Raw genomic sequence first — 15266 nt, 5'->3', positions numbered from 1 at the left:
TCCGAGATTCCCAAGGAACGGGGGGAGGAAACACTCTCCCTAACGGCTTATACTGTCCAAACGCGGACCTTAGGAGTAAAAATACGATTGTTTTGTTAAATAAGAAAAAAACAATCGAATAAAAGTCCCGAACCAAGATGGAAGAAAGATCTTCAGACATTATAGAAATTAAAGACAGTTCCGTCAACGTTCGGGAGCTGATGATGGAGATAGAATCTAGGCTCTCTCGAAGACCCGTCTCCAAGGAAGAATTGGAACGACTCAGTCGTTGGAAATTCTCCCCCCAGTCTCCGGAGGGATATCGGGAATTCGATGCCGCGGAGACCGCACATCTATTCGAAAAAGGGATCTCCGCACCTAAATTCACGAATCCCAAATTCAGGTATATAAGAGGACCGATAAGATGGCTCCTCGTCAAGTTCATAGAATTTTACGCATTCTTAGATAAGAAACTCTCCGAGAATCGAACCCGCGCTTTTTATAGCGTGCTAAACGAACTCATTCTACTTAGAGGGGATCACGAAAAGTTAAAACGGAAATTCGAAAAGTTCTATAGCGAATTCGTGGAGTTGAATTTTTCCCTGAGAAATCGATTCGAACCCGATTTCATCTGGTCCAGCGAATTCCTTTATGAAGAGGAGCTTTCCGAAGAAAGCGAATCTCTTTTATTCTCCCGTCTTTCTCCGGGAGAATCCGTACTCGTTCTGAATCCCGAGTGGGGAAAATTCCTGAAGCAACTTCTTAAGGCTCAGATCGAATTCAAATCGGTGACTTGGAATCCGAGCCAATACTCTTATATTCGCGAGAAAATCACCGGTTCCGTACAATTGCTTTCCTTCGACGAATTGCTTCCTAATCCTCCGCTTCCCTCTAAGATTCTTTCTCCGTCCAACTTATGCCTTTTACCTAATTGGACTCTCGAAAAATTATTTCGAAATCTTGCGGTCAAGACTTCTCCTGGAACCGAATTCTTCTTTCGGTATTCCAATTATTCGAACCGATTCTCTTCTCCTTTCCAACCGGCGCTGCTGACTCAAATCAACGATTCCTCCTTTAGGGAATTTCTACATAAATTAGGTTTTAAGAATATAGTAGATACGAAAGCGGAAGACGGTTTCGTAATATTAAGTTTTCGGAAATGAAGGCTTATATTCATATATCCGAATTCCGAGACCGGGACGGAATCGGAAACGATATTAAGGGATTGCGCGAGGCCCTAAACTCTTCCGGAATCGAATCCAAAATCGTCTGCCAAAGGGATTTAAGCGACGGTTCCATTCCTACGATCAAATCCGAAAACCTTCTCAGAGAGGAAAATCCGGATTCTTCCTCCGTTCATCTATTGGAATACGGAGGCTCGGGATATCCCGTCGACGACTTCCTGAATTTTCCGGGGAGAAAATTCGTTCGTTACCAGAATATCACTCCTCCCAAGTTCTTCAAATCCTTCGTATCTTCCGAGGTATTCAGATCCTTCGAATTGGATTATAAAAAATCCGTTTTAGAATTACATAAAATGAAAAGGTCCGTGGAGACTTTTCTTCCCAGCTCCAAGTATAGCGCCTCTAACTTGGAGGACCTAAACATTACGAATTCCAAGGTAATGCCCATCGTCAGAAAATATGGTTGGAACCCTAGAAATTCTTTTAGAAAAAACGGATACACTCTGGGTTATGTGGGCCGCATCGTTCCTAGTAAGAAAATCGAAGATTTACTCGTATTGATTTATTTTCTGAAAAAGATCCAACCCAAGTATAGAATCCTGATCGTGGGGAACGTTCCCGGTATTTTCGAAGAGTACTTCTCCTTTTTAAGAAAAATGTCCAGAGAATTGGATATCGGATCTCATATACAATTCCGTTTGGGAGCGACTGATTCGGAGATGCCCCGTTTTTGGGAAGAAATGGACGCATATGTAAGTATGAGCGAACACGAAGGTTTCGGCATTCCTTTGGTAGAGGCCTTAAGCCGGGACCTGCCCGTTTTCGCGTACGCTTGCACAGCGGTTCCGGAGACTTTAAGGGAAGCCGGTTACTTGTTCCGAAAAAAGGATCCGGAGAATCTGAGAAAATTAGCGGAGTGGATCCATCTCATTTTAGAAGCGGAGAATACGGACCATCCTCTGGACGGAAATTACGCCTCCGAAAAAAGAAGAAAAGTATGCGTAGATTACGACTCCATGCCTTTCGGCCGTTTTCTAAAGCAGATCTTTACCTATAAGGAAGCCGCCTCCGCATGAACTTCGGAAGAAGATCCGTCCATCAATTTGCAGCCGGATTCAATACCGGAGATGCGATTTCCAACGAGATGAGTTCTCTTCGAACTTTGTTTCGCAGAATGGGTTATTCTTCGGACATATTCGCAGAAAATACGGGGCCGGGAACGGGAGCTCTGGTGAAAAAACATAAGGCCTATTCTCCCCGGAAAAGGGATATCCTGATCTATCACCATTCCATCCATTCAGAAGTATTGGAATTCGTTCAAGAAACCAAGAATCCAAAGATCCTAGTCTATCATAACGTAACGCCTTATCATTATTTCGAAAGATACGATCTGAAACTCACTTATCTTCTAAAAAAAGGACGAGAAGAATTGGAAGTCCTACGAGACGAATTCGATTTCGTGCTGGCCGTATCCGAATATAACAAGAAGGAACTGAACGATCTGGGTTTTAAGAATGTCGAAGTTCTGCCGATCACTTACCAACTTCCGCAAGTAAAATTTCCGATTGAAAATCCTCGACCGATCGACGAATCCCCTAAAATTCCTAAATTCCTTTTTGTAGGAAGAATCACTCCCAATAAAAAGCAGGACGATCTGATCCGCTTCGCACATATTTACTCCAAGCTATTCGGTCCGGATTTCCAACTCTTCATCGTTGGATTCAGTTCCAAGGAACTCTATCTATATAGGGAAGAATTGGAGAGAATGTTGGATTTCTATAAGCTAAGGCAGAATGTAATCATAACGGATTTTCTTTCGGACGAAGAAGTGAGAAGAATGTACCGTTCCTGCGATCTTTTTCTGTCCATGAGCGAGCACGAGGGGTTCTGCGTTCCGCTATTGGAAGCGATGATACATAAGATTCCTATTTTGGCATACGACGCGGGAGCCGTAAGCGAAACACTGGACGGAGCCGGAATTCTATTTAAAGAAAAACGAATGGAAACCGTCGCAGAATTGGCTCACAAACTCGCCACCGATTCGAATCTGAGAAACGAGATATTGGATACCCAGGAACATCGACTGAGAAATTTTTCTACGGTCAATCCGGAATCCATCATGAGGCCGATTCTTGCTAAACTCGCGTAGAAGATTGGCCGTAGTAAGTCCCATCTTTTCCGGACAAGTTTCCGGGGGATCGGAGAAGCTTATCTATCTTTACACTCTGATGCTTTCCAAATTCTACGAGGTTACGGTATTATCCACGCGATCCTTGGATTATATTTCCTGGAAGAACCAAATCCCGGTCACCGACTTGGATACGGTTCTCCTAGGAAAGGATTCCGAGAAAAAAATCAGCAGAGAATGGATGGAAACGGAGGAAGGAAACAAGATTCGGATCCTTCGCTTTTCCGTGGACAAGGAAAGGAATATCCGTAAGTTCAATCGTTACTCCGATAAATTATTCCGAGCTCACGAATTCGAAAGCGTGGGAAAGAATCGATTCAAATCCCAGGAAGAAAGGGAACGAAACTGGGTGGATATGCAAGGCCCTTATTGTCCGGACCTGATCCAATATATCGAAACGAACGAAAGGGATTACGACGTATTCGTTTTCGTCTCCTATCTATACTATCCTATGGTTTACGGTTTACCTTTGGTTTCCAAAAAAGCCGTCGTCATTCCGACCCTACACGACGAACCTCCGGCTAAATTAGGAGTTTATAATAATCTTTTCAAAGACGACTCCGCCTATTGCTTCAATACTCCCGAAGAAAAACAGTTATTCTCGCGTTTATACGGCTACATTCCTAGTTTAGGAAGCGTAATCGGAATGTATCTATCCATACCGGAAAAAGAACCGACGGAAAAGGTTCCTCCCAAATCTCCGGACAAATCCTTCGATTTCCTGTATGTAGGAAGAATGGACGAAGGCAAAGGAGTTCTCAAAATGGCGAACTTCTTTGCGGAATGGCAAAAAAGAAGCGGTAGAAACGACAAATTATCCTTAGTAGGAAGGGGAGATGCGAAGCTGATGCAGAAGCTTTCCAAATTCCCGCATCTGGACTTGATCGGTTTCGTGGACGAAAAGGAAAAGAACGCTCGTATAGAGTCCTGCGATATTCTTATCAACCCATCTCCTATGGAAAGTTTTTCCATCATTCTTATGGAAGCTTGGATCCGTGAGAAAGCGGTCATGGTAAACGGAAAATCCGACGTTTTACAAGGACATTGCATCCGAAGTAATGCCGGATTGTATTATTCCGATCAGGAAAGTTTCGCGGCAGTAGCCGACTTTCTAGTCCAACATCCGAAAGAACGGGGAGAAATGGGACTGAACGGAAAGAGATATGTGCAGGCTAATTTTAATCCGGAGACCGTTGAAAGGAAATTGGTCCAAATCGTCGAGCGCTGCATTCGCAGGCGTTATTCCGATTGAAGACTTAATCCCCTCCTAGAAATTTTAACCCGATCACGGAAGCGATCAAAGTGGTCAGAAAAAAGATCCTACCCAAACCGAAAGAATCTCCGAAAAATACGATTCCAACGATAGCCGTTCCGGCCGCGCCGATTCCCGTCCATACTGCGTAGGCGGTTCCAAGCGGAATAGTCGCGGTTGCCCGATTTAAAAAATAGAAACTCACACAGGCGAAAGCGAAGAAACCCAGAATATACTTCCAATCCTTGAAACCGTCGGAGAGTTTCATACAAGTAGTGAAACCCACCTCGAATAAACCCGCTAAGAGTAACAATATCCAACTCATGCAGTCCATTTTGTCGGAGGCGGTCCGTGTAAAAATGATTTTTCGGATTTTAATCTAGAACGAGAAAAGAATTAAGGAAGACCTACGAACTCTTCGAGAACTTCCACCATTTTCTCGTGCAATTTTCCGTTGGAAGCGATCACATTGGAAACGTACGGATGGAAAGTGTTATTCGCAAAAGTACTGAGCTTTCCTCCCGCTTCCTGTAATATTGCGGCCGCAGCGGTCATATCCCAAGGCTTGAGATCTTCTTCCCAGAATGCATCGAATTTACCTTCGGCCACCCAGCAGATGTCCAATCCGGCGGAACCGGTTCTTCGGATTCCCCTCGCCTTGATCAGAAAATTTCTCAAATTAAAGATCAACCGATCTATCTTATCGTCCCGATCATAAGGAAAGCCCGTGCAGAGTAACGCCTTTTTGATTTCATGAGTTTCGGAAACTCGAATCCGAGTCTTATCTCGAAACGCACCTTGGCCGAGCATCGCATGATAAACCTGATCTAAAGCAGGCAGGGGGACGATACCCATCACTGCGGAGCGGGTTTCCATATCCTCCAAACCGATGCAGCAACAGTACAAGGGAAGCCGGTGGGAATAATTGACCGTTCCGTCCAAAGGATCGATAATCCATTTGAACCTACTCGTTCCTTCGTGGGAACTTCCTTCTTCTCCCAAAATATGATCTTCGGGAAAAGCGCTTCTAATTTCTGTTACTATCAATTCTTCCGAACCCTTGTCCGCGATCGTTACAAGGTCGGATTCTATGCTTCCCTTATGAGTTACTTTCAAGTCCTCGCTTTCATGAGTCGAGGTCAGGAACTCCATGATTTTGGGAGCGAAATTTAGGAAGTGTTGGTATCTAATTTTAATTTCGTTTTCGTAACTCATAGCGGTTCCAAGCAAGGCTCATTCTTTGATACAGGCCTTACCGGTAAAGTAAGTTAAATACCGTTTTGAGAAGGGGAAAGAAAGTGCGAAGGAAAAATCTAGGTGGCGTTTTGGGGACCCGAATTCAAGAACTCCTGAGCCTTCTTTTTGTGCTCGTCTTTCACATAGACGGAAGCTGCAGCAAGAACGGCGGCTACGACTCCCGCATCGTCCAAATATCCCGCACCGAAAAGAATATCGGGAATCGCGTCGAAAGGAGTTAAGAAATATGCCAATGCTCCCGCGATGGTCAACTTAGCTTTCAAAGGAGTTTCTGGATCCAGCATGGCATAGTACAAGGCGATCGCATCCGCAAGGAAAGGAACCTTACCTGCGACCTTCTTTACTTTGGGCCAAAAGCCCTGCTTGATTTTCTCGATCTTTTCCTCTTCCATCAGACTTCCTTTCGTCTTCTTTATCATAGAATGTAGACGAATTTTTGCAAGCAAGCGAGGAATTCTAATTCAAAAACGTTCCAGATGTTCTTCGAATTTCAAGAACCTTTCCGGAGGCGAAAGGACCGCTTTCACTTCTTCTCCCGAAAACGGATCCTGAAATTCCAACCAATAAGAAAGCAATAAGAGTCCGTACGCTTGGAACAAGTGGGCATTCTTAGAGTATAATAAATCGCCGACCACCGGGGTCCTAAGACTCTGGAAATGAACCCGGATTTGATGGGTTCTACCCGTTTCCAAATCCGCTTCGATAAGGGAAAACTTGCGCCCTGTATTGGAGACCAAGCTTCTAAGCACGCTATAATGAGTGACGGACGCTCTTCCTTTCGGGGTCACAGTCATCTTTAATCTTTCCACCGGATGTCTTCCTATAGGCTTGTCGATCGTACCTTCTCCTTCCGGTAAGGTTCCCTGTACCCAAGCAAGATATTTCTTAGTGATCTCTCTTTTTCGGAATAGTTCGGATAATTTAGCGTGAGCGAGATCGGTCTTCGCAACTAGCATCAGACCTTCCGTAGGTTTATCCAAGCGATGGACGATCCCTGGACGTGCTTCTCCCCCTGCCTGAGAAAGCTCCTTGAACTTATAAAGTAATCCGTTAACAAGTGTAGCCGATCTGTCTCCAGGGCCGCTATGGGAAGCGATTCCGGGAGGTTTTCGTATAATCAGATACTGGGGAGTTTCCTTAATTACCTCCAGATCCATTTTGATCGGGGTCAAATTCAAAGGAGGCTTGGGCGGAACTGAGATCCGAAATTCTTCCCCGGGGCTTACTTTATAAGAGGATTTTAAAACGGCTTTTCCGGAAGAATCGACCACCCAACCGGAATCGATCCAGTGCTGTATGGAAGCTCGTGAGATTTCGTCTCCCAGATAGTCCTTTAAAAACCGATCGATCCTGGTTCCCTCGGATTCATCGTTAACTTCGGCATGAAGTTCCAGATTCATTAGATGGTTCCCAAGAAATAGCTATTAGATAAGGATAGATGCATTCAGGCTGGATCGTTAAAAAAGATTTCCCATTTTCCGAGAATTAGTATATTTTGGATAAATTCATCGAAATAACCCCTACCCTATTCAAGGAAGGAAACAACATGGTAAAAAAAATTCTAAATATCCTGCTCATCGGTGCAACGGTTTTTTCAATAGCACTCTGCTCTTCTGCGGAAAATAAAGACCAAGCAGCTCCTGAGCCAGAGCAAAATTCCGCTGCTTCTCGTAACGTCAACGTAGACTCCCCTGCAGACGTATTTAATAATCAAATCAAAGACTTCCGTTATCCGGATGGAATCACTCGCCCGGGTTTCAGCTACAAAAAGGCCGACGTTAGCGCGGGAGACTTCAGCGAATGGGCGAAAGTAAACATCGCAGTAATCAAAGAAGGAATCCAAAAACTTCCTGATTCTTGGGCTCTGGAAATCACCGGACACACCGATCAAATCGGTCCCGAAGAAGCCGAAGGCGATAAAAAAGGAAACGTTTTCTACGGAGAAATCCGTGCTAAAGCGGTTAAACAATCTCTCGTAAAACAAGGTCTTCCTGCAAACCGCATCGTTACCAAAAGCGCAGGATCTTCTTCTCCAGTTTCCGGATTGGACGCAAAGGATCCTAAAAACCGCCGAGTAACTTTCAAATTCGTAGAAGTCCAACCTAAACAATAAGTTAGGGAATTCGGTTAGAATACGAAAAGGGCGGTCGTAAAGAGCCGCCCTTTTTTTATCTTCCGTTCTTCTTAAAACTTACCGACTTAATCCAATCCCGGAGAGATCATTTTTTCGGGAAGCACCCACTGATCGAATTGCTCGGAAGTCAGAAGTCCGAGTTCTATCCCGGATTCCTTCAAACTCGTGCCTTTCTTATGAGCGTTCTTCGCGATCTTTGCGGCATTATCGTATCCGATATGCGGATTCAAAGCGGTCACGAGCATCAAACTATTCTTCAAATGTTCCTTGATCTTATCTCGATTCGGTTCGATTCCGCGAGCGCAATGTTCTTCGAAAGAAACGGCAGAATCCGCGAGTAAACGAACGGAATTCAAAACATTGTGAATGATCAACGGTTTGAATACGTTCAATTCGAAATTGCCGGAAGCTCCGCCTATATTCACCGCAACATCGTTCGCAATCACCTGAGAAGCAACCATGGTCATCTGTTCGGACTGGGTAGGATTTACCTTACCTGGCATGATGGAAGAACCCGGTTCATTTTCCGGAATGGAGATCTCGCCGATTCCGCATCTGGGTCCGGAAGAAAGCCATCTTACGTCGTTGGCGATCTTCATAAACGAAGCCGCAATCGTTTTAAGAACGCCGTGAGTCTCAACGAGAGAATCGTGGGCGGCCAAAGCCTCGAATTTATTTTCCGCAGAAGTGAAAGGCAAACCCGTCTCCTTTGCGATCTGGGCCGCCGCTTTCACGGCGAATTCCGGATGAGTATTCAAACCCGTTCCGACTGCCGTTCCGCCTAAAGCCAAGCGATACACAGAAGGAAGAACCGCCTTTACGCGATCGATATTGTATTCCAATTGCTTTACGTACCCGGAGAATTCCTGACCCAGGGTCAAAGGAGTCGCATCCTGGAGGTGGGTCCTTCCGATTTTGATGATATCCTTGAACTCGTCAGATTTCTTCTTCAAGGTGTTTTTCAATTGCTCCAAAGCCGGAAGGAGCTTGTTCACTAATTGCTCTGCGGCTGCGATATGCATCGCAGTAGGAAAGGTATCGTTAGAGGATTGAGCCTTGTTCACATCGTCATTCGGATGGACCGGTTTTTTGGATCCCTTGGTTCCGCCGGAGATTTCGATGGCACGATTGGAAATGACTTCGTTGGAATTCATATTGGTTTGCGTTCCCGAACCGGTTTGCCAAACGCTAAGAGGAAAATGCTCGTCCAGTTTTCCGGAGATAACCTCGTCGGCCGCCTGAACGATCAGATTCTTCTTCTCTTCCGTTAAAAGACCAAGCTGGGAATTTACGATCGCAGCTGATTTTTTCAGAATTCCAAGCGCACGAATCATCTCTCTTGGAAAGCGATCGTTGCCTATATGAAAATGATGCAGGGATCTCTCCGTTTGCGCTCCCCAGTATTTAGAGTCGTCAACTTCGATTTCTCCCATGGAATCGGTTTCGATCCTAGTCTTCATGGATCCTCCGTCGGATAACTTTGAATTTTAGAAGGTCGGACCGACGCGAGAAAGCTTCGGTAGTAAGGAACTTTTTAGGTATTGTCCCGAAGAATCATTCGTCCCGGAATTTACGAAGCGTATCGGCCAAGGCCGCGAACTCGGGTTTCTTCGCCGTTACGTTTTGTAGGTATTCCAACATGGAGTCCAACCAAGCGGAATCGGATTCCAGTTCCTTCCGTATGAACACATGCCGGACGGAATTCATAGAGCGAATCTCGATATATCTCCGCTTCTGGTCATAATACATAAGGTCGGCTACCTTGTCTTTTCCGAATTCCGGAGAGGATATGGCGTTAACGACTTCGTCCAACCAAATGATTCCGTTATTCTTTCGATCCACATAATCTATGGACTTTTGGACTTTCGCGGGAATCAGGGTGGATTTTTCCTTGGGACCCATAAGAACGCCCAAGGATTTTTTCTTCTTAGAGACTTCCTTTTCAGCCTCCGGATTCTTTCCAGGAACGGGTTTCTTATTCGGCCTGGAAACGGAGAATTCGTCCTGGGGTTCAAAATCCTTTTTAGTGGAAGAAGCTATATTGATACCGAAAAGTCCCAGGATCCATTCCAATAATTTCACTAGAATGGATTTGGAATCCTGGATCGCCTTCAAGCGCAGTTTTTCATTTTCCTTTTCCCAATCGGCTATCGCTTTCGAAAGACGGATCTGCTCATCTATTACGATTTCAGAATCCACACCTTCGGTAACTTCGCGCAAGAAGGCGTAGATACCTTTCAATTGTGCGTTCTTACGGATCAGGTTATGTATGGAAGTTCTCCTCTCTTTGTTTGCAAGAAAGGAGGAGACCACGTTCTCCAAAGCAAGAGCTACCACACCCGCCGAACTACCTGCGATCTTTTCCCTAGTCAATATGTCGTTACGACCTCTCAACCTTTCCAATACGTGGTCCAAAACTTCTTCTTTAGTCAGCCCGGCATTCTGAATCGAGCTATCCTTGATCTTTATAGAAGAAGAATCCACAACGAGCGGTTCCTTGGACTCTCGGATCGCGACAACTATATTACTAAAAGCCAGATTGATCAAAGATTCCCTTCTGAGAGTAGACAGAGAATCCATGGACTGGTGCAGCACTTCGAAGGCTTGGATGAAAATATCCGAGCCCTCCCAGATTTTTCCGGAAGTAAACGCAGGGTGCTTCTTCAATTCCCGGATAAAATCCGCTCCTTGGGTTTTTCCCGTAGGCTGGATCCAGGAAATCTGCTCCGCAGGCAAAAGACTGGTTAGAATCTTTCTTCCTAGGAATATGAAAATTTCATAAATTACTTCCAGCTCGGTTTCTTCGCTGCTCTTCTCCTTTTTTACGTCGAGGCTCGCTTCTCCTACGAGTTCCTCTAGAGAAGGCTGGATCAGATGAAATTCCAAATGCAATCGAAGTAAGGGAGGCCGGGAACCCCGCTTTTCCAATCCGAGTAGAGCCTCGGGATCGGTTTTGATCTGGCTTAAGAATTGTACGATTTCGTTCGGTTTTTTAGAGAGTAGGGAAACGAGAGAAGTTAGTATATCTTCTCGGACCTTGAAATTTCGAGTCAGGAAAGATTCTATCGAAAGACTTTTGGTATTCCGCATCGAGGAAGGAAGATTCTTGGAATCTTGGATATCCAAGGTGTTTCCCTTATCGTCCGTATTCAAAAACTGCCTTTGAACCCAATCCCGTAATTCTCCGGCGGCTCTTCTTTCGGTCAGGCTCAAATCCCTTCTATGAACGTATTGCAGGAAGGCGGCCGCGCTTTGGGCCAAACATGCTGTTTTAATTTTTTGGATCTGTTCCGCCTTTCTGGAAGCCGGACGAATAACCACATTCGAGAGCCCGAGTTCCTTAGTGTCTTCGGAAACGAATAGATATTGGTATAGAACGAAACCGTTCTTCTCTTCGAAGTATTTTAGATCGGAAGGTTTCAGAAATTGAAGTTGTTCGAATTTAGCGAGGGCGAAGGGAGAATAGTTGAATAGAAAAAAGTTTTCGACTCCCTTCTCGATCAAATCCAAATCCCGCATCGCCTTAGGCGCAGTCTGGAGAAGAAGGTTACGCAATTCCTCTTCCGGAATCAGATCCACCCGTTCGACGGGAATGACACCTTCTTCCGGAGCTTGGTTCGGAGCTGAAGAGATGGAATTACTTTCCGCTTCGGGCATGGTCGCTTCCCATTTTTAGGCTCCGTTATTATAGGTTCTATCTATTTAACCTATTAGAGTATTTTCGGAGTACATTACCCCATTTCTTAATAGGAGACAAGGGTTTAGACGTTAATTTTCCGATTATTATCCGAATCGAAGTTAGGCTTTCATCAGACCTTCCAAGAAGGATACATATTTTTCCCTTCCCGGATAAGGTTTTCGAGCGGTGCCGCTTTGAACGGCCGCTTCCGCCACTGCAGGCGCGACGTGATAAAGGACCCTTTGATCGAAGGGCTTTGGAATCAGATAATCGGGTCCGAAGACGAATTTTTCTCCGCCGTAAGCAAGACTCACCGCTTCCGGTACTTCCATTCTGGTTAATTCCGCCAAGGCTCTTGCAGCGGCCAATTTCATTTCCAAAGTGATATGTTTAGCTCTGACATCCAAGGCACCTCTGAAAATAAAAGGAAAACCTAGAACGTTATTTACCTGATTCGGCATATCGCTTCTGCCGGTCCCCATGATGATGTCGGGTCTAACCTTCTTGGCCACGGAATAAGGAATTTCAGGATCCGGATTTGCGAGAGCCAAGATGACCGGATTAGGAGCCATGGAACGAACCATCTCCTCGTCCACCATATTGGCCGTCGATACTCCCACGAAAATATCGGAGTCACGCATAACGTCCGCGAGAGTGCGGGCGGAAGTTTTCTGCGCATATTTCAATTTTGTGGAATTTAGATCGGTCCTATCCGTATGAATCACACCCTTGGTATCCACTAAGAAAATATGTTCTTTTCGGATCCCGATATGTTGCACCAATTCAGCAATCGCGATACCGGCTGCACCGGCTCCACAAATCACCATCTTAACTTCGCTAGGGCGTTTTCCGTTCAATTCGAAAGCGTTCAATAACCCGGCTACGGTAATGATAGCAGTACCGTGTTGGTCGTCGTGAAAGACCGGGATATTCATGCTCTTGATCAATTCTTCTTCTATATAAAAACTTTCCGGAGCCTTGATGTCCTCCAGATTAATCCCGCCGAAAGTAGGCTCGAGCATCTTGACGGCCTTTACGAATTCTTCCGGATCCTTGGCGTCTATCTCGATATCGAATACGTCTATGCCTGCGAATTTTTTGAAGAGGACGGCCTTACCTTCCATCACCGGTTTTCCGGCACTAGGACCTATATCTCCCAAGCCTAAGATCGCCGTTCCATTAGTGATGATCCCGACTAAATTTCCCCGATTCGTATATTCGTACACCAACTCCGGATTATCCTTAATTTCCAGACAAGGGTAGGCGACTCCCGGAGAATAGGCTAAGGATAGGTCGAAGGAATCCCGGGTCGGTTTTGTAGGAACTACTTCTATTTTACCCTTCGGGTGGAGGGAATGGTATTCGAGGGATTTTTCTCTCATAGGATAAAACCAATTTTTCGGCTAATGGACCTAGATTCTATCCTATTTCGTCCGGAACTAAGAATCCTGAAATTTTTACTCCGGAATCCGCTCTAAGAGAATCCTTTATTTCCCGACGCAGAACTTGCTAAAGATTCTACCCAGAATTTCCTCCGTGTCCACTCTACCGTTCACTTCTCCTATTTCGAAAAGAGCAAAATCGATCTCCTTAATATAGATCTCGGCTGGAGCGTTTTCTTCCATGAGAGAGAGGCAATTTTCCAGACTTCTGGTAATGCTGGAAAAATGATAACGGTTCCTTTCTTCCAAAAGGACATAATCTTCCGAACTTTCCAAGCTCTGCAGTTTTCCGGAAATTTGGCGGATGAGTTCGTCTATCCCCTGCTTCGTTTTGCAGGAGAGTTCGCAAACGGAGATACCCCGGAATTTTTTTTCGAGAAGAATATTCCGATCCCAGGATGGATCCTTGATATCGAACTTGTTGGCGGCAACGATAGCTCCTTCCAATTTGGATCGATTCTCCTCGGCGAATTTCCCCCAATCCGTTTTTCGAGAAACATCTATGACAAAGACTCGGACGTCCGCTTGGGAAAATTCCTTTTCGCTCCTTTCGATTCCCATCTTCTCGATGGAATCTCCCGTCTCCCGGATCCCCGCAGTATCGGTCAAACGGATCGGAATTCCGGAGAGTAGGAACTCCTCACTGATATAATCTCGTGTAGTTCCCGGAATCTCCGATATGATGGATCTTTCCCTCCCCAGGATCAGATTCATCAGGCTGGATTTCCCTGTGTTCGGTTCTCCGTATAAAACTACCTTACTTCTCTCCAAAAGATTTTCCGCTTCGCTGGATCTTCTTAAGAGATTGGAACAAATTTGTATAATCGATTGGATTCGCTTCTTTCTTTCCTCGAAGGATTCATAAGTGAGGTCCTCCGTGGAAAAATCGATCTCTGCTTCGCATTCCGCCTTAAGTGAAATGAGTTGGCTTCTGAGATTGGAAGCAAGACGGGAAATTTCTCCGAATGCATTCTTTTGGGCCAACTCCAATTCGAAACGGGATCTGGCACCGATGATTCTTCCGATCGCTTCCGCCTCGTTTAAGTCCAGCTTTCCGTTTAAGAAAGCTCTCTTAGTAAACTCGCCCTGCCTGGCAGGTCTTGCGCCTGACTTGAATAAACACTCCAAGGCTTCTCGAAGAAGGATTTGATTCCCGTGAGTATGTATCTCGCAGAGATCTTCTCCGGAGAATGAATTCGGACCTGCAAAGAAAAGAAAAACGACTTGGTCTAGTTTACGATCCCCGTCCACGAAATGACAAGTATACGCATATCTAGGTTTGATGGAGGAGATTTGGATTTGCGTATCCAAAAAGGATAGATGGGAGAATACGATCCTCAAAGCTTCCGGGCCGGATACTCTTAGGATGCCTATCGCACCCGCACCGGAAGCCGTTGATATCGCTGCTATTGTATCAGCCACTGCCTACTACTCAGTAGTCGTTTACTTCCTCGAGAAGATCTCCGTTCGGGCTCTTCTCAACGACATCCTTGTATTTGTGTTTGTCTTTCATAGGAATGATACGGACTTTTTTGTAGGTCCCGTTTCCTTCCGATCTGGTGAAGACCTTTTCGTTTTCTTGGAGCGCCATATGAACGATTCTTCTTTCGAACGGATTCATAGGTTCCAGGAGTTTGGATTTTCCGGACTTAGCGACGGAAGAAGCGACTGATTTACTCAGACGGATCAAAGACAATTCTCTCTTATCGCGATAAGACTCCGTGTCCAAAACGATTTTTCTTCCGTGGCGGATCTTGGAATCGACCATCAGATTCACAAGAAATTGCAGAGCGTCCAAAGTCGCTCCACGCTTTCCGATGATCAGACCGGATTCGCGGCTACTCAATTCGATATAGATCTTGCCGTCTACGTCTCCCATTCCGACCACTTCCGCTTCCACACCCATTTTGCGCAGAAGGGTCAGCACCACGCCGTGAATGATCTTTTCCGCCGGAAGGTCGACATTCGAAACGAAAGCTCGGACTACCGCCGGTTTTTTTTGAGTTAGACCTAGAAACCCGGACTTACCGGATTCGACCGTTTCAAAACGAACGTCTCCTTGTTCCAATCTCAAAGTCGTTAATGTGATTTCTTCGGCTTCGGCTTTTGTTTTTCCTTCGGCTTCGAAAATGTAGTTTTCCATATCGTATC

Annotated in this window: 14 protein-coding genes; 5 read left to right on the top strand and 9 right to left on the bottom strand. The window is 45.4% G+C overall.

All coding sequences use genetic code 11. The annotated features are described in order from the left end of the window. Positions 1-137 precede the first annotated feature (137 nt). Genes LEP1GSC061_RS16125 through LEP1GSC061_RS16110 form a run of 4 tightly spaced genes read left to right on the top strand, consistent with a single transcriptional unit; the run spans position 138 to position 4603 of the window. The gene (locus LEP1GSC061_RS16125; protein WP_016546105.1) at positions 138-1142 is read left to right on the top strand and encodes an LIC_10202 family protein; all 1005 of its coding nucleotides are present in this window, start codon (positions 138-140) and stop codon (positions 1140-1142) included. Next, complete coding sequence (locus LEP1GSC061_RS16120) at positions 1139-2239, top strand: glycosyltransferase (protein ID WP_016546713.1); 1101 nt, start codon at positions 1139-1141, stop codon at positions 2237-2239. Before LEP1GSC061_RS16125 ends, LEP1GSC061_RS16120 begins: the two co-directional genes overlap by 4 nt. Beyond that, on the top strand, positions 2236-3312 hold the full coding sequence (locus LEP1GSC061_RS16115) for a glycosyltransferase family 4 protein (RefSeq protein WP_016546843.1): 1077 nt from the start codon (positions 2236-2238) through the stop codon (positions 3310-3312). The genes LEP1GSC061_RS16120 and LEP1GSC061_RS16115 overlap by 4 nt, the downstream gene beginning before the upstream one ends. A 4-nt stretch (positions 3313-3316) precedes the next feature. Continuing rightward, positions 3317-4603: a glycosyltransferase family 4 protein gene (locus tag LEP1GSC061_RS16110; RefSeq protein ID WP_016546432.1), complete on the top strand. Its 1287-nt coding sequence runs from the start codon at positions 3317-3319 to the stop codon at positions 4601-4603. Positions 4604-4607: 4 nt separating this feature from the next. Here LEP1GSC061_RS16110 and LEP1GSC061_RS16105 read toward each other — a convergent pair whose 3' ends face one another. The 4 genes from LEP1GSC061_RS16105 to LEP1GSC061_RS16090 all read right to left on the bottom strand — a co-directional run bounded on the left by LEP1GSC061_RS16105 (position 4608) and on the right by LEP1GSC061_RS16090 (position 7260). Next, positions 4608-4928, bottom strand: coding sequence for a DMT family transporter (locus tag LEP1GSC061_RS16105; protein WP_040509303.1), 321 nt, complete (start codon positions 4926-4928; stop codon positions 4608-4610). Positions 4929-4999: 71 nt separating this feature from the next. After that, positions 5000-5818 (bottom strand): inositol monophosphatase family protein, encoded by an 819-nt coding sequence (locus tag LEP1GSC061_RS16100; protein WP_016546254.1) that lies wholly within the window; start codon positions 5816-5818, stop codon positions 5000-5002. Between the two features lie 98 nt (positions 5819-5916). Further along, complete coding sequence (locus LEP1GSC061_RS16095; protein WP_016546136.1) at positions 5917-6252, bottom strand: YkvA family protein; 336 nt, start codon at positions 6250-6252, stop codon at positions 5917-5919. 69 nt (positions 6253-6321) lie between these two features. Then, positions 6322-7260 (bottom strand): RluA family pseudouridine synthase, encoded by a 939-nt coding sequence (locus LEP1GSC061_RS16090; protein ID WP_016546512.1) that lies wholly within the window; start codon positions 7258-7260, stop codon positions 6322-6324. A 146-nt stretch (positions 7261-7406) separates the two neighbouring features. On the opposite strand from LEP1GSC061_RS16090, the gene loa22 reads away from it, so the two are divergent. After that, positions 7407-7973: an OmpA family outer membrane lipoprotein Loa22 gene (gene loa22, locus LEP1GSC061_RS16085; protein ID WP_016546477.1), complete on the top strand. Its 567-nt coding sequence runs from the start codon at positions 7407-7409 to the stop codon at positions 7971-7973. An 86-nt stretch (positions 7974-8059) separates the two neighbouring features. Here loa22 and fumC read toward each other — a convergent pair whose 3' ends face one another. From fumC to jag, 5 genes are all read right to left on the bottom strand, one after another. Then, on the bottom strand, positions 8060-9454 hold the full coding sequence (gene fumC / locus LEP1GSC061_RS16080; protein ID WP_016546438.1) for a class II fumarate hydratase: 1395 nt from the start codon (positions 9452-9454) through the stop codon (positions 8060-8062). A gap of 94 nt (positions 9455-9548) precedes the next feature. Beyond that, positions 9549-11627: a hypothetical protein gene (locus tag LEP1GSC061_RS16075; protein ID WP_040509301.1), complete on the bottom strand. Its 2079-nt coding sequence runs from the start codon at positions 11625-11627 to the stop codon at positions 9549-9551. Between the two features lie 165 nt (positions 11628-11792). Next, on the bottom strand, positions 11793-13055 hold the full coding sequence (locus LEP1GSC061_RS16070) for a malic enzyme-like NAD(P)-binding protein (RefSeq protein ID WP_016546522.1): 1263 nt from the start codon (positions 13053-13055) through the stop codon (positions 11793-11795). A 105-nt stretch (positions 13056-13160) separates the two neighbouring features. Next, positions 13161-14537: a tRNA uridine-5-carboxymethylaminomethyl(34) synthesis GTPase MnmE gene (mnmE, locus tag LEP1GSC061_RS16065; RefSeq protein WP_040509001.1), complete on the bottom strand. Its 1377-nt coding sequence runs from the start codon at positions 14535-14537 to the stop codon at positions 13161-13163. A gap of 10 nt (positions 14538-14547) precedes the next feature. After that, positions 14548-15258 (bottom strand): RNA-binding cell elongation regulator Jag/EloR, encoded by a 711-nt coding sequence (gene jag, locus LEP1GSC061_RS16060; RefSeq protein ID WP_016546668.1) that lies wholly within the window; start codon positions 15256-15258, stop codon positions 14548-14550. Positions 15259-15266 lie beyond the last annotated feature (8 nt).

The organism is Leptospira wolffii serovar Khorat str. Khorat-H2, from assembly GCF_000306115.2.
Lineage (GTDB): Bacteria > Spirochaetota > Leptospiria > Leptospirales > Leptospiraceae > Leptospira_B > Leptospira_B wolffii.
This window is presented reverse-complemented; position numbering and strand designations above follow the sequence as displayed.